Source organism: Pseudomonas nitroreducens (assembly GCF_014204515.1).
Lineage (GTDB): Bacteria > Pseudomonadota > Gammaproteobacteria > Pseudomonadales > Pseudomonadaceae > Pseudomonas > Pseudomonas nitritireducens_A.
In genome coordinates, this window is sequence record NZ_JACHLI010000007.1 from 186185 (window position 1) to 204683 (window position 18499).

Sequence of the window (18499 nt, forward strand, 5' to 3'; positions counted from 1 at the left end):
TTGACCACCCGCGAAATCCCCCTGTTCCTCGACGGCCCCGAAGGCCAGCTGGAAGCCCTGCACCTTGCCACGCCAGACGCCCAGGGTGTCGCGCTGATCTGTCATCCGCATCCGCTGTTCGCCGGCACGATGCAGAACAAGGTGGTCGCCACCCTGCAGCGCGCTGCTCGCGATGCAGGATACGCCACCCTGCGTTTCAATTTTCGTGGCGTGGGTCAGAGCGCCGGCAGTTATGCCGAAGGCCGTGGCGAGATCGACGACGCGCTGGCTGCCGCACACTGGCTCGCCGGGCAGCATCCGGGCCTGCCGCTGACGCTGATGGGCTTCTCCTTCGGCTCCTGCGTGGCCGGCAATGCCGCCGAGCGCCTGGAAGAGCAGGGCGCCGAGCTGGCGCAACTGTTCATGCTGGCGCCGCCGGTGGAGCGCTTCGACGTCGACCTGCCCGAGCGCTGCCCGCTGACGGTGATCCAGCCCGAGGCCGACGAAGTGGTCACGCCCGAGCGCGTCTATGCCTGGAGCGCCGAGCTGAGCAAGCCTCACGAACTGATCCGCATCCCCGACTGCAGCCATTTCTTCCACGGCAAGCTGATCGAGCTCAAGGACCTGATACAGGCCCGGCTCGCCTAGGTCGGCGCGCCGCGTTACCATCCGGCCCGACCTTTCCATTGCGTTGATTCCTGGATTCCCATGACGACCCGTATCCTGACCGGCATCACCACCACCGGTACTCCGCACCTGGGCAACTACGCCGGCGCCATCCGCCCGGCGATCGTCGCCAGCCGCGATCCGCAGGCCGATTCCTTCTACTTCCTGGCCGACTACCACGCACTGATCAAGTGCGATGACCCGGCGCGCATCCAGCGTTCGCGCCTGGAGATCGCCGCCACCTGGCTGGCCTGCGGCCTGGATGCGGACAAGGCGACCTTCTATCGCCAGTCCGATATTCCCGAAATCCCCGAACTGACCTGGCTGCTCACCTGCGTCAGCGCCAAGGGCCTGCTCAACCGCGCCCATGCCTACAAGGCCTCGGTGGACAAGAACGTCGAGGCCGGCGAAGACCCGGACGCCGGCGTCACCATGGGCCTGTACAGCTACCCGGTGCTGATGGCCGCGGACATCCTGATGTTCAACGCGCACAAGGTGCCGGTCGGCCGTGACCAGATCCAGCACGTGGAAATGGCCCGTGACATCGGCCAGCGCTTCAACCACCTGTTCGGCAACGGCAAGGAACTGTTCACCCTGCCCGAGGTGGTGATCGAGGAAGACGTGGCGACCCTGCCGGGCCTGGACGGTCGCAAGATGTCCAAGAGCTACGACAACACCATCCCGCTGTTCGGCAGCGCCAAGCAGCTCAAGGACGCCGTGGCGCGCATCGTTACCGACTCCCGCGCGCCGGGCGAGGCGAAGGACCCGGACAACTCGCACCTGTTCACCCTCTACCAGGCCTTCTCCACCCAGGAGCAACAGGCGGCGTTCCGCGCCGAGTTGGTTGGTGGTCTGGCCTGGGGCGAAGCCAAGCAGCGCCTGTTCGAACTGCTCGACAACGAACTGGGCGAGGCCCGCGAGCGCTACCACGCGCTGATCACCCGCCCGGCTGACCTGGAGGACATCCTCCTGGCCGGTGCCGCCAAGGCCCGCCGCATCGCCACGCCGTTCCTCGGCGAGCTGCGTGAGTCCGTCGGCCTGCGCTCGTTCCGCGAGCAGGTGCAGGTGGCGACCGAAGGCAAGAAGAAGGCCGCCAAGGCTGCGCGTTTCGTCAGCTTCCGCGAGGACGACGGCTTCCGCTTCCGTCTGCTGGATGCCGCCGGCGAGCAGTTGCTGCTGTCCGTCGCCTTCGCCGATGGCAAGGCCGCCGGCCAGGTAACCAAGCGCCTGCAGGCCGAGGAGCTGGACCTGCACGCTGAGCTGAACGCCTTCAGCGTGCGCCTGGATGGCGAAGCCGTGGCCTACAGTCCGGAGTTCTCCACCGACGCAGAGCGCGACGCCGCCATGCAGCGTCTGCGCGAGGCTCTCGCTCCCCAGGAGTGAGGGTCGGCAGGCCGGTCCGACTACCGGCCAATTGCCAAGCAACGGGGGCGCCGCTAAAGTGTGCGCCCCCGTTTTCGTTGCCTTGCTACCGATCATGACGCCTCTTCAGCGCTACCAGGAAGACCTCAAACGCCCCGATTTCTTCCACGACGCCGCGCAAGCGAACGCCGTGAAGCATCTGCAACGCCTCTACGACGAGCTGGTCGCCGCCGACAAGGGCAAGACCGGCCTGTTCGGCAAGCTGCTCGGCAAGAAGTCCCAGGAGCCGGTGAAGGGCCTGTACTTCTGGGGCGGCGTCGGCCGTGGCAAGACCTATCTGGTCGACACCTTCTTCGAAGCGCTGCCGTTCAAGCAGAAGATGCGCACGCACTTCCACCGCTTCATGAAGCGCGTCCACGAGGAAATGAAGACCCTCAAGGGCGAGAAGAACCCGCTGACCATCATCGGCAAGCGTTTCGCCGACGAGGCCCGGGTGATCTGCTTCGACGAGTTCTTCGTCTCCGACATCACCGACGCGATGATCCTCGCGACCCTGCTGGAAGAGCTGTTCAAGAACGGCGTCAGCCTGGTGGCGACCTCCAACATCGTGCCGGACGGCCTGTACAAGGACGGTCTGCAGCGCGCCCGCTTCCTGCCCGCCATCGCCCTGGTCAAGCAGCACACCGAAGTGGTCAACGTCGACAGCGGCGTGGACTACCGCCTGCGCGCCCTGGAGCAGGCCGAGCTGTACCACTGGCCGCTGTCCGAGCAGGCCGAGCAGGCCATGACCCGCGATTTCAAGGCGCTGACCCCGGAGTGCGCCGCGGCCACCCGCGACGACGCACTGATGATCGAGAACCGCGAAATCCGCGCGCGCATCACCTGCGATGACGTGGCCTGGTTCGAGTTCCGCGAGCTGTGCGACGGTCCGCGCAGCCAGAACGACTACATCGAGCTGGCGAAGATCTTCCACGCCATCCTGATCTCCAACGTCGAGCAGATGGGCGTGGCCAAGGACGACATGGCCCGCCGCTTCATCAACCTGGTGGACGAGTTCTACGACCGCAACGTCAAGCTGATCCTCTCCGCCGAGGTCGAGCTCAAGGACCTGTACACCGGTGGTCGCCTGGAGTTCGAATTCCAGCGCACCCTGAGCCGCCTGCTGGAGATGCAGTCCCACGAATACCTGAGCCGCCCGCACCGTCCCTGACGGTCCGGCGAACGAAAAAGGCTGCCCAAGGGCAGCCTTTTTCGTTTCAGCTCTTCGTAGAAGCGCGCTTGCTCGCGAACACTTCTCCGGCAGCTCAGGTGCTGGGCGGGTCGCGAGCCAGTTCGCCCCTACAGGAAAGCCATTCCGCGTGGCCTGCAACCATCAGCGCTGCGCCATCTCCTGCTGCGCCTTCTTCAGTAATTGCTGGGCATGGGCCACTTCCAGCGCTTCCATGGCATTGATCGGTTTGATCGCCACGGCCTTCTTCAACTGTTCCAGTGCCTTCTGTTCCTCGTCTTCGCCGTACACGTAGCCCAGCGCGTTGGCGTATTCGTAGTGGCCGATGGGCAGGTCGTCGGAGGCGCGGAACGAGCGGGCAAAGTACTGCTCCATCTTGTCCGCGCTGACCCCGTAGGTCATCTTGCCCACCAGCTTGCCGACCTTGCGGATCACCCCCGCCTCGTAGCCGCCATACAGCGCCAGGGCGAACGGCTGGTTCGGCTGCTTGGCCAGCAGGGCGTCCAGTTCCTTGGGGATCTCGCTGGTGTAACCGCGCTTGAGCACCACCGGCACCGGCAGGTCCTCGGCCAGGCGGGCCTTGGCGTAGGCGCGGCCGAACTGGGCGATGGGGTCGGCGTTGAGCAGCGGGCCGGCCTCGTCGGTGTAGCTGATGACTTCCTCCAGCAGCCGTTGTTTCTCGTCCTGATTCGGCGCCAGGAACATGGCGTAGAGCACCTGGGCGAACATGCCCGGCACCTGCCCGCCGACGCCCAGCGCCAGGCCATCCTGCTTGGCCTGGGCAAAGTCGCCGCGGAACACCTTGCGCCAGACGTCCTGCAGTTTCTCGGCGTAGACCTGCGCCTCTTCCGGCTTGCCGCTGAAGCCGGTGCCGGCGGCCACGGTCTTCTCCAGCGCCTCGGGGTGCCGGGTGGCCATGGTCACCACCCAGTCCGCATCCGGGAAGGGGTAGTTGGCGCCGAAACCGCGGGTCAGCCGCGGCCAGGCTTCACGCAGCTTGTCGCCGCTGTAGTCGAAGGCGCTCTGGTCGTAGGGGAAGGGTTTCCAGGTGTCGTCCGCCACAGCGTTGAGGCTGAAGACGGCCAGCAGGGCAAGCAGAAAGCGGCGCATGGCGATATCCCGTCGGGTTCTTGTTGTGGGGAGCTGCCCTGATCATAGGGCGGCCTCCGGTGACGTGAACCCATCCTAGGGATGGCCTGTTTCAGGCTTCCTTCTGCTCGTACTGGCGCCGGTAATGATTCGGCGACAGCCCGGTGTGCTGTCTGAACAGACGGGCGAAGAAGCTGGCGTCGTCGTAGCCGACTTCGTAGCTGATGGTCTTGATGCTCTTGCGGGTGGTCGACAGCAGGTTGCGCGCGGTCTCGATACGCAGGCGCTGCAGGTAGTGCAACGGCTTGTCTCCGGTGGCCGCCTGGAAGCGCCGCATGAAGTTGCGGATGCTCATGCCGTGCTCGCGGGCCACGTCCTCGAAGCGGAACTTGTCGCAGAAGTGTTCTTCGAGCCAGTGCTGGATCTGCAGGATCGCCGGGTCGTGGTGCAGCTTCTGCCCGCCGAAGCCCAGGCGACCTGGGGTGTAGCTACGCTGCACCTCGTAGAGGATGTCGCGGGCCACGCCCTGGGCCACGGCGGCGCCGCAGAAGTGCTCGATCAGGTAGATGTACAGGTCGCGCACCGAGGTCAGGCCGCTGGCGCTGTAGATGTTGTCGGCGTCGGCGATGTGCTTGTCGGGGTTGAGCAGCACCTTGGGATAGCGCTCGGCGAACTCGCGGTAGAAGCGCCAGTAGGTGGTCGCCTCCTTGCCGTCCAGCAAACCGGCCTCGGCCAGCCAGAACACCCCGGAGACTTCGCCGCAGAGCACGCTACCGGCGGCGTGGCGTTCGCGCAGCCAGGGCAGGACTTCCGGGTGGCGGTTGAGCAACTCATCGAAGTCGCCCCAGAAAGCCGGGAGGATGATCAGCTCCGGTTCGTCCAGTGCGCCCTGCGCCGGCAGCATGTCGCCGCTGAAGCTCAGTACGGGTTGGCCATCGGGGCTGATGATGCGGGTTTCGAAGCTGGGTTGCAGGCCCAGGCCCTGCTGGCGGCCATGGCGCAGGGCGGCCATGTGGAAAAAGTCCTTGGCCTGCATCAGGGTGGAGCCGAACACGCCATGGGTGGCGAGAATGCTGACACGGCGCAGCACGCGGGAAGCTGGGTTGGGCATCGGTTGTTGTACTTCTTATGGATGTCTTTGCATGACGCTGAAGTGGTCATGATGCGGCTGGATCGTCTTATTTTTTGGCGAAAGTGTCCAGTGCAGAGCGGTTCGTGCTGGCCTACAGTCGGCCTTCCAATAATTCCTACAATCGATCCGCAGGTGCAGCGCATGATTCCCAGAACCCTGTTCAGTTCCGACCACGAGCTGTTCCGCGACAGCGTCCGCAAGTTCCTCGAACAGGAGGCGGTGCCCTTCCATGCCCAGTGGGAAAAGGACGGCCACATCGACCGCCAGCTGTGGAACAAGGCCGGCGAGGCCGGGATGCTCTGTTCGCACCTGCCCGAGGCCTACGGCGGCATGGCCGCGGACTTCCTCTACAGCGCCGTGGTGATCGAGGAAATCGGCCGCCTGGGCCTGACCGGCATCGGCTTCTCGCTGCACTCGGACATCGTCGCGCCCTACATCCTTCACTACGGCAGTGAAGAGCTGAAACAGCGCTACCTGCCGAAACTGGTGTCCGGCGAGATGGTCTCGGCCATCGCCATGACCGAACCGGGCGCCGGGTCCGACCTGCAGGGCGTGAAGACCACCGCCGTGCTGGATGGCGACGAGTACGTGATCAACGGCTCGAAGACCTTTATCACCAACGGCTGGCTGGCCGACCTGGTGATCGTGGTCGCCAAGACCGATCCCAAGGCCGGTGCCAAGGGCACCAGCCTGTTCCTGGTGGAAGCCGGCACGCCGGGCTTCAGCAAGGGCAAGCGCCTGGAAAAGGTCGGCATGAAGGCCCAGGACACCTCCGAACTGTTCTTCCAGGACGTGCGCATCCCCAAGGAAAACCTGCTGGGCAAGGACGGGCAGGGCTTCATCTACCTGATGCAGGAACTGCCCCAGGAACGCCTGACCGTGGCCCTTGGCGCATTGGCCTCGGCCGAAGCGGCGCTGAAGTGGACGCTGGACTACACCCGCGAGCGCAAGGCCTTCGGCAAGTCCGTCGCCGATTTCCAGAACACCCGCTTCAAGCTCGCCGAAATGGCCACTGAGATTCAGGTCGGCCGGGTCTTCGTCGACCGCTGCCTGGAGCAGCACCTGGAAGGCAAGCTGGACGTGCCCACAGCAGCGATGGCCAAGTACTGGACCACCGACCTGCAGTGCAAGGTGCTCGATGAGTGCGTGCAGCTGCACGGCGGCTACGGCTACATGTGGGAATACCCCATCGCCCGCGCCTGGGCCGATGCGCGAGTGCAGCGCATCTATGCCGGTACCAACGAGATCATGAAGGAGATCATCGCCAGGGCGCTTTAATAGAGCGGCTGCAGGCTACAGGCTACAGACACAGGCCAGAACGGGGCGGCTGGCTCTTGCCTGCCGCCTGAAGCCTGCCGCCTGTAGCCGCTTCTATCAGGGCGCCGGGTTCGGCTGATCCTTGTGGATCGCCTCGATCCCGGCCAGCACCTCATCGGAGAGCTTCAGCTCGAAGCTGCCGAGGTTGGCCTCCAGCTGTTCGAGGTTGGTCGCGCCGATGATGTTACTGGTCACGAACGACCGGCTGGTGACGAAGGCCAGGGCCATCTGCGCCGGGTCCAGGCCGTGCTCGCGGGCCAGTGTCACGTAACGGTCGCAGGCGCTGGCGGTCTGCGGGTTGGTGTAGCGGGTGAAGCGGCTGAACAGGGTGATCCGCGCATTGGCCGGGCGCGCGCCGCCGAAGTACTTGCCCGAGAGCATGCCGAAGGCCAGGGGCGAGTAAGCCAGTAGGCCGATCTGCTCGCGGATGGCAATCTCCGCCAGGCCCACTTCGAAGCTGCGGTTGAGCAGGTTATAGGGGTTCTGGATCGACACCGCACGCGGCCAGCCGCGCTCCTGGGCGATCTGCAGGAAGCGCATGGTGCCCCACGGGGTCTCGTTGGACAGACCGATGTGGCGGATCTTGCCAGCGCGCACCTGCTCGTCGAGCGCTTCAAGGGTGTCTTCCAGCGCCGTGAAGCTTTCTTCCTTGTGCTGGTAGCCCAGTTGGCCGAAGAAGTTGGTGCTGCGCTCGGGCCAGTGCAACTGGTAGAGGTCGATCCAGTCGGTCTGCAGGCGTTTCAGGCTGCCGTCCAGCGCCGCCACGATGTTCTTGCGGTCGAGGCGGGGCTGGCCGTCACGGATATGGCTGATGGAATTGCCCGGGCCGGCAATCTTGCTGGCCAGTACCCAGTCGGCGCGATCGCCGCGCTGAGCGAACCAGTTGCCGATGATCTGCTCGGTGCGGGTGTAGGTTTCCGCACGTGGCGGTACCGGGTACATCTCGGCGGTATCGATGAAATTCAGACCGGCGGCCTTGGCCCTCTCGATCTGCGCGAAGGCTTCGCTTTCGCTGTTCTGCTCGCCCCAGGTCATGGTCCCCAGGCACAGGGCGCTGACTTTCAGTTCGGTGCGGCCAAGCGGGCGGTACTCCATGCAGCTCTCCTCATGAAAACAAGTGCGTAAGACGGTTGAAAATTCTGCCGGAATCTGCATAATTCCGCAGCCTTTCATCGGTGGGGGATGCCAAAGCCTGCCGATCGATACATCTAGTCGTTACGGACGCACACCGACCCGAGCCCCAATTCGTGTCTGTCTTCGGCTGTCCTTGACTTGTCAAGGCAACCACTGTCCAGTAAGATTCGCCGTCTTATTTTCAGGCGGCCCCTGAGGCTATAACGAATGAAAACTTATACCGCGAAACCAGAAACTGTTAAGCGCGACTGGTTCGTCGTCGACGCTGCTGGCCTGACCCTGGGTCGTCTGGCTACCGAAATTGCTACCCGCCTGCGCGGCAAGCACAAGCCGGAATACACCCCGCACGTTGACACCGGCGACTACATCGTCGTCATCAACGCCGAGCAGGTTCGTGTCACTGGCGCCAAAGCTACCGACAAGATGTACTACCATCACTCGGGCTTCCCGGGCGGTATCAAGTCGATCAACTTCGAGAAGCTGATCGCCAAGGCTCCTGAGCGCGTTATCGAGACTGCCGTCAAAGGCATGCTGCCGAAGAACCCGCTGGGCCGCGACATGTACCGCAAGCTGAAAGTGTACAAGGGTGCCAACCACCCGCACACCGCTCAGCAGCCTCAAGAACTGAAGATTTAACGGGATAGCTCATCATGTCGGCGACTCAAAATTACGGCACTGGCCGTCGTAAGACCGCTACCGCTCGCGTCTTCCTGCGTCCGGGTACTGGCAAAATCTCCATCAACAACCGCTCCATCGAGCAGTTCTTCGGTCGTGAGACCGCTCGCATGGTTGTCCGTCAGCCGCTCGAGCTGACCGAGAACACCGAGAAGTTCGATATCTACGTCACCGTCGTCGGCGGTGGTGTAAGCGGCCAGGCCGGTGCGATCCGTCACGGTATCACCCGCGCCCTGATCGAGTACGACGAGACCCTGCGCAGCTCGCTGCGTAAAGCCGGCTACGTCACTCGCGACGCCCGCGAAGTTGAACGTAAGAAAGTCGGTCTGCGCAAAGCGCGTAAGCGTCCGCAGTACTCCAAGCGTTAATTCGACGCTTCGAAAAAAAACGCCCAGTTCCTTTGGACTGGGCGTTTTTTTATGTCTTCAATAAGTTCGTGCGGCAAGGTGTCGCATCCGCGTAAGCCGCGCGGCGCAAGGGCTCCAGGGGTTGCGTAACAGGCTATTACCTTGTCATCACAAGGGCTTTTCTTTACCATTTGGCGAATTTTTTGCGCGGCTCGAATTTTTACTTAAAAGCCTGATTTGAACAGGCTTGAAGCTGATGGGAGACGACTGAATGAGTAATGACGGCGTGAATGCAGGCCGGCGTCGCTTCCTCGTCGCGGCCACCTCGGTGGTTGGCGCGGCAGGAGCGGTCGGAGCTGCGGTCCCGTTCGTGGGGTCATGGTTCCCTAGTGCCAAGGCGAAGGCTGCCGGCGCGCCGGTGAAGGTCAACGTAGGGAAGATCGAGCCGGGCCAGCAGGTCATCGCCGAATGGCGTGGCAAGCCGGTGTTCCTGGTGCATCGCACCAAGGAAATGCTCGACGCGCTGCCGACCCTGGATGGGCAACTGGCTGACCCCGAGTCGAAGGCTTCGGAGCAACCGACCTATGTCGATCCCAAGGTGCGTTCGATCAAGCCGGAACTGGCGGTGATCGTCGGTATCTGCACCCACCTGGGCTGCTCGCCGACCTTCCGCCCCGAAGTCGCTCCCGCTGACCTCGGTCCGGACTGGAAGGGTGGCTACTTCTGCCCGTGCCACGGCTCCCATTACGACCTCGCCGGCCGCGTTTACAAGGGACAGCCCGCGCCCCTGAACCTGCCGATTCCGCCCTATTCGCTTGATGGTGACGAGTTGACCATCGGTGTGGACCAGGAGAAAGCCTGATGAACAAGTTCATGGCTTGGGTCGATGCCCGCTTCCCCGCGACCAAGATGTGGGAAGACCATCTGAGCAAGTACTACGCCCCGAAGAACTTCAACTTCTGGTACTTCTTCGGCTCCCTCGCACTGCTGGTCCTGGTTAACCAGATCCTCACCGGTATCTGGCTGACCATGAGCTTCACCCCGTCGGCCGAAGAAGCTTTCGCGTCCGTCGAGTACATCATGCGAGATGTAGATTACGGCTGGATTATCCGCTACATGCACTCCACCGGTGCATCGGCGTTCTTCGTGGTCGTCTACCTGCACATGTTCCGTGGCCTGCTGTACGGCTCCTACCAGAAGCCGCGCGAGCTGGTGTGGATCTTCGGCATGCTGATCTACCTCGCCCTGATGGCCGAGGCCTTCATGGGCTACCTGCTGCCCTGGGGCCAGATGTCCTACTGGGGTGCCCAGGTGATCATCTCGCTGTTCGGCGCCATTCCGGTGGTCGGCGAAGACCTGGCCCAGTGGATCCGTGGTGACTTCCTGATCTCCGGCATCACCCTGAACCGCTTCTTCGCCCTGCACGTGATCGCGCTGCCGATCGTCCTGCTCGGCCTGGTCGTGCTGCACATCCTGGCGCTGCACGAAGTCGGCTCGAACAACCCCGATGGCGTGGACATCAAGAAGAAGAAGGACGAGAACGGCATCCCGCTGGATGGCATCCCGTTCCACCCGTACTACACCGTGAAAGACATCGTCGGTGTCGTGGTCTTCCTGTTCGTCTTCTGCACCGTGATCTTCTTCTTCCCGGAAATGGGCGGTTTCTTCCTCGAGAAGCCCAACTTCGAGATGGCGAACCAGTTCAAGACCCCCGAGCACATCGCTCCGGTGTGGTACTTCACGCCGTTCTACGCCATCCTGCGCGCCGTTCCGGACAAGCTGATGGGCGTGATCGCCATGGGTGCCGCCATCGCCGTACTGTTCGTTCTGCCGTGGCTCGACCGTAGCCCGGTGCGCTCGATCCGTTACAAGGGCTGGCTGAGCAAGATCTGGCTGGTGATCTTCGCGGTGTCCTTCGTGATCCTCGGCTACTACGGCTCGCAAGCGCCGTCGCCGCTGGGCACCACGCTGTCGCGCCTGTGCACCATTCTGTATTTCGCCTTCTTCATCCTGATGCCGTTCTACACCCGGATGGAGAAAACCAAACCGGTTCCGGAAAGGGTGACTGGCTGATGAAAAAGCAATTCGCTGCATTTGTTCTGGCTCTGCTGCCCGTCTTCGGCTTTGCCGCCGAAGGCCATGGCCCGGCCCTCGACAAGGTCGACATCGACCTGACCGACAAGGCCGCCATGCAGGATGGCGCGCGTACCTTCGCCAACTACTGCATGGGCTGCCACAGTGCCAAGTTCCAGCGCTATGAGCGTGTCGGCCGTGATCTGGGTATCCCCGAAGAGCTGATGCTGAGCCACCTGGTGTTCACCGGCGGCAAGATCGGCGACCACATGGATATCGGCATGAAGCCGGCTGACGCCAAGGTATGGTTCGGTGCTGCGCCGCCGGACCTGACCCTGGTGGCCCGCGTACGCGGCGCCGACTGGCTGTACACCTACCTGCGTTCGTTCTACGAAGATCCCAAGCGTCCGTGGGGCGTGAACAACAAGGTCTTCCCGAACGTCGGCATGCCCAACGTGCTGGTGAGCCTGCAGGGTCGCCAGGTCGTCGGTTGCAAGCAGGTCCAGGTCGTCGAGGATGGCAAGAAGCAGTACGATCCGCTGACTGGCACCCCGCTGACCCACGAGGCTTGCGACCAGCTGACCATCGTGCCGAAGTCGGGCCAGCTGACCGAAGCCCAGTTCGACGAGAAGGTGAAGAACCTGGTGACCTTCCTGGCTTATTCGGCTGACCCGAACAAGCTGGATTCCCACCGCATCGGCACCTACGTCCTGCTGTTCCTGGCCTTCTTCTTCGTGTTCGCCTACCTGCTCAAGCGCGAATACTGGAAGGACGTGCACTAAGCATCACCCGTCGTAGTAACAAGCGCGCGCCCTCCGGGGCGCGCGTGCGTTTTTCTACCTCCCACAAGAAAATCCTGCGAGGAGGCGCGCGGCATGGCCGCCATCAACAAGCTCACCTGCTTCTCCGACCCTTCCTGCCATTACAGCCATCGCGTGCGCCTGGTGCTGGCGGAAAAGAACGTCGTCGCCGATGTCATCGACGTGCCTGTCGGCAACATCCCGGCCAAACTCGCCGAAGTGAACCCCTATGGCAGCCTGCCGACCCTGGTGGATCGCGATCTCGCGCTCTACGAATCGACGGTGGTCATGGAATACCTCGATGAACGTTATCCACATCCGCCGCTGCTGCCGGTCTACCCGGTGGCCCGCGCCAACAGCCGCCTGCTCGTGCATCGCATCCAGCGCGACTGGTGCAGCCTGGTGGATCGCATCCTCGACAAGCGCCAGAAGGAAGCCGAGCGCGCCTTGGCGCGCAAGGAATTGCGTGAGAGCCTGACGGGTGTATCGCCGCTGTTCGCCGACAAGGCCTACTTCCTCAGCGACGATCTGAGCCTGGTGGATTGCTGCCTGTTGCCGATCCTCTGGCGCCTGCCGATCCTGGGCATTGAACTTCCCCGTCCAGCCAAGCCTCTGCTGGATTACATGGAGCGGAATTTTGCACGGGAGACTTTCCGTGCCAGCCTGTCTTCTATCGAACGTGATATGCGCTAAGGAGCCCGATGATGAACTCCAGTCGTCCCTACCTCGTGCGAGCCCTCTATGAGTGGATCGTCGACAACGGCTGCACCCCGCATATCCTGGTGAACTCCGAGTACCCGGGTGTACGCGTGCCACCGGGCTATGCCAGTGACGGGCAGATCGTGCTCAACGTCTCGCCGACCGCCGTGCGCCACCTGCAGATGGACAACGAGGCGGTCCGCTTCGAGGGTCGCTTCGGTGGTGTTGCCCAGGGCCTGTACGTCCCGTCCCAGGCGGTGATGGCCATCTATGCGCGGGAGAACGGCCAGGGCATGGTCTTCGACCTGGAGCCGCCGGTGCCCACCGATGACGAGGAGCTGCCCGATGACGGCCCTTCCGACGAGCCGCCGCGCCCCAGTGGCCGGCCGAGCCTGAAGGTGGTGAAGTAATAAAAAAGGCGACCCGAGGGTCGCCTTTTTCATGCCTGCATTGCTGCAACCAATGGCCCGGTCAGTCGATGTACTCGAACAGCCGGACGATCTTCTGCACGCCGTCCACGCCCTGCACCACCTGGGTGGCCAGGTCGCCTTCCTTGCGGGTCACCAGGCCCAGCATGTAGACGATGCCGTTCTCGGTCAGGACCTTGATGCGGGTGGAGGGCACGTTGGCGTCCGCGAGCATCTGGCTCTTGATCTTGGTGGTCAGCCAGGTGTCGTTGCTGCGGGCGGCCAGGGACGAGGGCTGCAGGACCTGCAGCTCGTTGTGCACGGTCTTGACCTTCTGCACTTCCTTGGCGGCCTGCTCGGCCTTGTTCTTCAGGTCGGCGCGCGGCGTCTGGCCGGCCAGCAGCACCACGCCGTTGTAGCTGATCACCACGACGTGGGAGTTGCGGTCGAGGTCCGCATCGGCCTTGGCGACGTTCACCGCCACCTTGGTTTCGATCAGCGAGTCGTCGATCTTGCTGCCCAGGGTACGGGTACCCTTGTCATCGTCGATGGGTTTGTCGCGGGTGGCGCTGACAAAGCTGCTGCAGCCACCCAGTGCCATGGTCACGGCCAGTGCGGCTGCGATCAGAGGGGTACGGGTCATTCTTCACTCCCGAACAGTTGACGGTCGATTAGGTCGCACAGGCAATGGATGACCAGCAGGTGGACTTCCTGGATGCGTGCGGTGACCTTGGCCGGAACGCGGATCTCCACGTCTTCGGGCAGCAGCAACGATGCCATGTTGCCGCCGTCGCGGCCGGTCAGAGCTACGACAACCATTTCGCGATCATGTGCGGCCTGGATCGCCTGAATGACGTTCGCCGAGTTGCCGCTGGTGGAAATCGCCAGCAGCACGTCGCCGGGTTGGCCCAGGGCGCGGATCTGCTTGGAGAAGACTTCGTTGTAGCTGTAGTCGTTGGCGATCGAGGTGATGGTCGAGCTGTCGGTGGTCAGGGCGACCGCCGGCAGGCTCGGGCGCTCGCGCTCGAAGCGGTTCAGCAGCTCGGAGGAGAAGTGCTGGGCGTCGCCGGCGGAGCCGCCATTGCCGCAGGAGAGAATCTTGCCCTCGTTCAGCAGGGCGTTGACCATGACCATGCTGGCCTGCTCGATATGCGGGATGAGCACCTCGGTAGCCTGTTGCTTGGTCTCGATGCTGGCATGGAAGAGCTGGCGGATACGGGATTGCATGTCCATCAGGTGTGACCTTTCGTCGGGCGTCTGATCAGGTGTCAAAAGCGTTGGGAATCCAGTTCAAGTGCCCTGCGGAGCCTGGGCCGCGCGTGTCGATGGCGACGATGTCGAACCGGCAGGGGTGACTGCTCCAGCGGGCGTTCTGTTGCAGGAAGAGTTCGGCGGAAAGGGTCAGGCGCTCACGCTTGCGCCAATCCACGCTCTCCAGCGCTCCTCCCCAGGCGGAATGCCGGCGGGAGCGAACTTCGACGAATACTACTGTATCGCCGTCCAGCATGACCAGATCAAGCTCGCCGCGGCGGCACGTCCAGTTCTGCGCCAGGAGGCGCAATCCATGCTGCTGCAGGTGGGCCAGGGCGGCGGCTTCGGCCTGCCGCCCGGCCTGCTGGGTAGGGCTGTTGCCGATCAAATACCGCTGTTCTCCAGCGCCTGGACCTGGCCGTTCTTGAACTCGGCCCAGGGCAGGCGGCGCTCGACGCGCTGGCTGGCGCTGACGCTGAGGGTGCCGGTCAGGCCGTCGAGCTGCATGCTCGGTACTGCCTTGAGCTCCGGCAGGCGCGGGGCCAGCTGGTAGGCGTCGGCGCCCATGGCGTAGAGGCGGCCGAGGCTGCCGTTGGCCGCCGGCCACTGCGCGGCGACCTGCTGGCGCAGGGCGTTGTTCGGGTTCAGCAGCCACGGCGTTTCGCAGAAGCGGATGCCGTTCAGGTCCTGGTCCTGGGCCGGGTTGTTCACCCCGGTGTACAGGTTGGAGGTGGCGTAGACCGGCAGGTCGCCGGCGTACTGGAAGGCCAGGGTCGGCTTGATCTGGCGCGCCTGCTGCGGGGTGGCGGCGAGGAAGATGAAATCGATGTCCTGGCGGCGCGACGGCTGGGTGTCGACGCTGCTGTCGAGCACGCCCTGCAGGCGCTTGGCGCGGCCTTCGCTCTGGCGCAGTTGCAGCAGGTCGGCGATCTGCCGGGCCAGTTCGACCGGCTGGTCGACATGCTCGGCGGCGATCAGGGTGCCGCCGGCGGCCTGCCAGTTGCGGCTGAAGGAAGCGAGTACACGGTCACCCCATTCGCCGCGCGGCACCAGGGCCACGGCGCGGCGCATGCCGTCGTTCCAGGCGCGGTTGGCGACTTCGCGGGCTTCATCCTCGGCGGACAGGCCGAACTGGAACAGCTGGGCCGGGCCTTCCTGGGCGCCATCGGCGTAGTTCAGCGCCAGGGTAGTGATCGGCAGTTGCTGCTGGCTGCTCATCTGCTTGACCAGGTTCTTCTCCAGCGGGCCTACGACCAGCTGCACGCCGTCGGCCTGGGCCTGGCGGTAGAACTCGTCCAGCGAGCGGACCTGGGTGCTGTCGTAGAGCTTGATCGCCGGCTGCGCCTGGCCGCCCTGCTGGGCCTGGTAGTGCGCGGCGAGGAAGCCGTCCTGCAGGGCGCGAGCGACGGAAGCCAGCTGGCCCTGCTGCGGCAGCAGCAGACCGATGGTGTTCAGCGGCTGGGCGGCCAGCGACTTGAGCTTGGTCAGGGCGTCCGGCAGTTGCTTGGCGGCCGGGTGATCCGGGTTCTGCGCGACCCACTGGTCGATGTTCGCCTGCTGCTCCTTGAGCGTCGACGAAGTCTTGGTGATGCGCGCCAGTTCCAGCCAGCCGTTCAGGTCGCCTTCGTTGCTGCTGGCCTGCATCTGCTCGACCGGCAGGCTGGAAACCAGTTTCCAGATTTCCTCGCGGTTGGCCTTGGCGGCCTCGGCATTGAGCAGCGGATCGATGAACACGCGCTCGCGGGCGGCGCTCAGGGCCTGACCGTCGGCGGCCAGGGCCAGGGATTTGACCATGCCGGCGCGGGCCTGCAGGTCCACCGGCATTTCGCCCAGGCGCTGGAAGTTGGGGTTGTCGAAGGCCTTCAGGGCGGCTTTGGTCTTGTTGCGGGCCAGTTCCAGCTGGGCGCGCAGGGTGCTGGCGAACACCTGCTGGGCGGGCTTGAGGCTGTCCATCGGGATCTGATCGAGGATCTGCGTGGAGCGGCCGAGATCCTTCTGCTTGTAGGCCAGGTCGGCGGCGGACAGGCGCAGTACGTTGGCTTCGTCCGGCTGGGCGGTGGAGGCCTGCTGCAGCAGCTGTTCGATGCTGGCGTCCGGCGTGCGCGGCAGCTCGCCGAGAGTGGACGACGGGGAGGACGCGCAGGCGGCGAGCATGCCGGCAAGGAACAGAGCGGATAGCGGACGCAGGCGAGCGATCATGTCTGGCTTCTCGTGACGCATTCAAAGAGCTGCCGATTGTACCCAAGCGGCGAGGGTGACGCGATGGCGGCTGCCGGAATCGGGATACAATGCGTCTTTTCCGACGCTTTCGGTGAGGTTCTCCCGCGTGACTCTAGGCACTCTCTATGTGGTGGCCACCCCCATCGGCAACCTCGACGACATCAGTGCTCGTGCGCTCAAGGTGCTGGCGGACGTGTCGCTCATCGCCGCCGAAGACACCCGCCACTCGGTGCGCCTGCTGCAGCACTTCGGCATCCAGACGCCGCTGGCGGCCTGCCATGAGCACAACGAGCGGGAGCAGGGCGGACGTTTCCTGACCAAGCTGCAGGCTGGCGAAGATGTCGCGCTGATTTCCGATGCCGGCACGCCGCTGATTTCCGATCCGGGCTACCACCTGGTGCGCCAGGCGCGCGCCGCCGGTATCCCGGTGGTGCCGGTGCCGGGTGCCTGCGCCCTGATCGCGGCGCTTTCGGCGGCCGGCCTGCCGTCGGATCGCTTCGTCTTCGAGGGCTTCCTGCCGGCCAAGGCTGCAGGGCGCCGGGGCCGCCTGGAGGCATTGCTGGAAGAGCCGCGCACGCTGATCTTCTACGAGGCACCGCACCGCGTGCTGGAGTGCATCGAGGACATGGCGGCGATCTTTGGCGACGAACGGCCGGCGCTGCTGGCTCGCGAACTGACCAAGACCTTCGAGACCCTGAAGGGGCTGCCGCTGGGCGAATTGCGCGAATTCGTCGCGTCCGACAGCAACCAGCAGCGTGGCGAATGCGTGCTGCTGGTGGCCGGCAAGCCAGCGCCGGAAGGCGATGAGGCGGTGGATGCGCAGACCCTGCGGGTGCTCGATCTGCTGCTGGCGGAACTGCCGGTCAAACGCGCGGCAGCGCTGGCGGCTGAGATTACCGGGGCGCGCAAGAATCAGCTTTACCAGATCGCGCTGGAGCGCCAGGGCAAGGCTTGAGCTTGTCCTGAGCGCCGTCACCCGCTAACCTTGCGGACTGAGAGTCGATTGGACAGTCGCTGTCTCGTGATGTTCCGCATCATGGGGTGGAGGAAAGTCCGGGCTCCATAGGGCAGAGTGCCAGGTAACGCCTGGGAGGCGCGAGTCTACGGAAAGTGCCACAGAAAATAACCGCCTAAGCGCGCAAGCGCCGGTAAGGGTGAAAAGGTGCGGTAAGAGCGCACCGCGCGGCTGGCAACAGTTCGTGGCTAGGTAAACCCCACTCGGAGCAAGATCAAATAGGAACCCATTGGCGCGGCCCGCGTTGGGTTCGGGTAGATCGCTTGAGGCATGCAGTGATGTATGTCCCAGAGGAATGGCTGTCCTCGACAGAACCCGGCTTACAGATCGACTCTCACCACTTTTCCTCCACTTCTTCCCACATGACCATTTGTCGCTGACCGGAAGAAGTGCAGAACTTAAGAAATCACTTTAAGTATGAAAGCCCAGTGTTTTGAAAACACTGGGCTTTTCTGTTTTTCAGCGCGTCAAAATCCCTCCCCGAACCTCGCAAAAGCACGCTAAATCTCGGTCCTGTAAGGATTTTTCCCCTCCGACTCGCCTTGACGGTGGGGAGCGCGGATTTCTATAGTGTGCGGAAGTGGTACGAAGTGGGTAAAAGTGGGATCAACAGGCATGGATAGCCAACCACAGGGGAAGCGCTGACGTGTTTCGCGGAGCTAACGCCATCAGTCTCGACGCCAAAGGGCGCCTCGCGATGCCGAGTCGGTATCGTGACGAGCTCGTTTCGCGTTGTGCTGGCCAGCTCATCGTCACCATTGATGCCGTCGACACCTGCCTCACCGTCTACCCCCTCCCCGAGTGGGAACTCATCGAAGCCAAGCTGCGCGAGCTGCCCTCGCTGCGTGAAGAAACGCGGCGCCTGCAGCGTTTGCTGATTGGTAATGCCGTTGACCTGGAGCTCGACAGCGCCGGGCGTTTTCTCATTCCGCCGCGCCTGCGCGAGTACGCAGGCCTGGACAAGAAAGCCATGCTGGTCGGCCAGCTGAACAAGTTCCAGCTGTGGGACGAAGACAAGTGGAATGCGGTTGCCGAGGCCGACCTCGCAGCCATCAAAGAACCCGGCGGCCTGCCGGATGAATTGCGCGACCTTATTCTGTGAGCC

Annotated in this window: 20 protein-coding genes and 1 other RNA gene; 14 read left to right on the plus strand and 7 right to left on the minus strand. The window is 63.7% G+C overall.

Annotation, left to right across the window (positions count from 1 at the left end):
• From HNP46_RS11815 to zapE, 3 genes are all read left to right on the plus strand, one after another.
• Positions 1 to 627, plus strand: coding sequence for an alpha/beta hydrolase (locus HNP46_RS11815; RefSeq protein ID WP_184589051.1), 627 nt, complete (start codon positions 1 to 3; stop codon positions 625 to 627).
• A gap of 60 nt (positions 628 to 687) precedes the next feature.
• Complete coding sequence (locus HNP46_RS11820; RefSeq protein WP_184589053.1) at positions 688 to 2028, plus strand: tryptophan--tRNA ligase; 1341 nt, start codon at positions 688 to 690, stop codon at positions 2026 to 2028.
• Positions 2029 to 2122: 94 nt separating this feature from the next.
• Entirely contained in the window at positions 2123 to 3217 is a 1095-nt protein-coding gene (gene zapE / locus HNP46_RS11825) for a cell division protein ZapE (protein WP_184589055.1), read from the plus strand.
• Positions 3218 to 3379: 162 nt separating this feature from the next.
• On the opposite strand, the gene HNP46_RS11830 is transcribed toward zapE, so the two are convergent.
• Together HNP46_RS11830 and HNP46_RS11835 are read right to left on the minus strand one after the other, a co-directional pair.
• Positions 3380 to 4345, minus strand: coding sequence for a hypothetical protein (locus HNP46_RS11830; RefSeq protein ID WP_184589057.1), 966 nt, complete (start codon positions 4343 to 4345; stop codon positions 3380 to 3382).
• A gap of 91 nt (positions 4346 to 4436) precedes the next feature.
• Positions 4437 to 5336, minus strand: a complete 900-nt coding sequence (locus tag HNP46_RS11835; RefSeq protein WP_184589172.1) for a GlxA family transcriptional regulator — start codon at positions 5334 to 5336, stop codon at positions 4437 to 4439.
• Between the two features lie 252 nt (positions 5337 to 5588).
• On the opposite strand from HNP46_RS11835, the gene HNP46_RS11840 reads away from it, so the two are divergent.
• A complete protein-coding gene (locus tag HNP46_RS11840; protein WP_184589060.1) occupies positions 5589 to 6734 on the plus strand; it encodes an acyl-CoA dehydrogenase family protein in 1146 nt (381 codons plus the stop codon).
• Between the two features lie 96 nt (positions 6735 to 6830).
• On the opposite strand, the gene HNP46_RS11845 is transcribed toward HNP46_RS11840, so the two are convergent.
• On the minus strand, positions 6831 to 7868 hold the full coding sequence (locus tag HNP46_RS11845) for an NADP(H)-dependent aldo-keto reductase (protein WP_184589062.1): 1038 nt from the start codon (positions 7866 to 7868) through the stop codon (positions 6831 to 6833).
• A gap of 246 nt (positions 7869 to 8114) precedes the next feature.
• Between HNP46_RS11845 and rplM the strand changes: the two genes are divergently transcribed.
• From rplM to HNP46_RS11880, 7 genes are all read left to right on the plus strand, one after another.
• Positions 8115 to 8543, plus strand: a complete 429-nt coding sequence (gene rplM, locus HNP46_RS11850) for a 50S ribosomal protein L13 (protein ID WP_015475857.1) — start codon at positions 8115 to 8117, stop codon at positions 8541 to 8543.
• Between the two features lie 14 nt (positions 8544 to 8557).
• The gene (rpsI, locus tag HNP46_RS11855) at positions 8558 to 8950 is read left to right on the plus strand and encodes a 30S ribosomal protein S9 (RefSeq protein WP_015475858.1); all 393 of its coding nucleotides are present in this window, start codon (positions 8558 to 8560) and stop codon (positions 8948 to 8950) included.
• A gap of 250 nt (positions 8951 to 9200) precedes the next feature.
• Entirely contained in the window at positions 9201 to 9791 is a 591-nt protein-coding gene (gene petA, locus HNP46_RS11860) for a ubiquinol-cytochrome c reductase iron-sulfur subunit (protein ID WP_184589063.1), read from the plus strand.
• Positions 9791 to 11002 carry a cytochrome b gene (locus tag HNP46_RS11865; protein WP_045209611.1) on the plus strand — a complete coding sequence of 404 codons (1212 nt, stop codon included), beginning with the start codon at positions 9791 to 9793 and terminating at the stop codon, positions 11000 to 11002. The genes petA and HNP46_RS11865 overlap by 1 nt, the downstream gene beginning before the upstream one ends.
• Positions 11002 to 11784 carry a cytochrome c1 gene (locus HNP46_RS11870; RefSeq protein WP_184589065.1) on the plus strand — a complete coding sequence of 261 codons (783 nt, stop codon included), beginning with the start codon at positions 11002 to 11004 and terminating at the stop codon, positions 11782 to 11784. Before HNP46_RS11865 ends, HNP46_RS11870 begins: the two co-directional genes overlap by 1 nt.
• Positions 11785 to 11877: 93 nt before the next feature.
• Positions 11878 to 12495, plus strand: a complete 618-nt coding sequence (locus HNP46_RS11875; RefSeq protein ID WP_184589067.1) for a glutathione S-transferase N-terminal domain-containing protein — start codon at positions 11878 to 11880, stop codon at positions 12493 to 12495.
• Between the two features lie 11 nt (positions 12496 to 12506).
• The gene (locus tag HNP46_RS11880; RefSeq protein WP_184589069.1) at positions 12507 to 12911 is read left to right on the plus strand and encodes a ClpXP protease specificity-enhancing factor; all 405 of its coding nucleotides are present in this window, start codon (positions 12507 to 12509) and stop codon (positions 12909 to 12911) included.
• Positions 12912 to 12972: 61 nt separating this feature from the next.
• Here the strand turns inward: HNP46_RS11880 and HNP46_RS11885 are convergent, their stop codons facing one another.
• The 4 genes from HNP46_RS11885 to HNP46_RS11900 are packed head-to-tail and all read right to left on the minus strand — an operon-like array spanning position 12973 to position 16358.
• Positions 12973 to 13551 carry a BON domain-containing protein gene (locus HNP46_RS11885; RefSeq protein ID WP_184589071.1) on the minus strand — a complete coding sequence of 193 codons (579 nt, stop codon included), beginning with the start codon at positions 13549 to 13551 and terminating at the stop codon, positions 12973 to 12975.
• Positions 13548 to 14141 (minus strand): phosphoheptose isomerase, encoded by a 594-nt coding sequence (locus HNP46_RS11890; RefSeq protein ID WP_017518113.1) that lies wholly within the window; start codon positions 14139 to 14141, stop codon positions 13548 to 13550. Before HNP46_RS11890 ends, HNP46_RS11885 begins: the two co-directional genes overlap by 4 nt.
• Positions 14142 to 14169: 28 nt before the next feature.
• Positions 14170 to 14547, minus strand: a complete 378-nt coding sequence (locus HNP46_RS11895; RefSeq protein ID WP_184589073.1) for a YraN family protein — start codon at positions 14545 to 14547, stop codon at positions 14170 to 14172.
• Positions 14544 to 16358 (minus strand): penicillin-binding protein activator, encoded by a 1815-nt coding sequence (locus tag HNP46_RS11900; protein ID WP_184589075.1) that lies wholly within the window; start codon positions 16356 to 16358, stop codon positions 14544 to 14546. The genes HNP46_RS11895 and HNP46_RS11900 overlap by 4 nt, the downstream gene beginning before the upstream one ends.
• 127 nt (positions 16359 to 16485) lie before the next feature.
• On the opposite strand from HNP46_RS11900, the gene rsmI reads away from it, so the two are divergent.
• From rsmI to mraZ, 3 genes are all read left to right on the plus strand, one after another.
• Positions 16486 to 17334, plus strand: coding sequence for a 16S rRNA (cytidine(1402)-2'-O)-methyltransferase (gene rsmI, locus HNP46_RS11905; RefSeq protein ID WP_184589077.1), 849 nt, complete (start codon positions 16486 to 16488; stop codon positions 17332 to 17334).
• A gap of 40 nt (positions 17335 to 17374) precedes the next feature.
• Positions 17375 to 17733: RNase P RNA component class A (gene rnpB / locus HNP46_RS11910), an RNA gene on the plus strand.
• 307 nt (positions 17734 to 18040) lie between these two features.
• Positions 18041 to 18496, plus strand: a complete 456-nt coding sequence (mraZ, locus tag HNP46_RS11915; RefSeq protein WP_184589079.1) for a division/cell wall cluster transcriptional repressor MraZ — start codon at positions 18041 to 18043, stop codon at positions 18494 to 18496.
• Positions 18497 to 18499 lie beyond the last annotated feature (3 nt).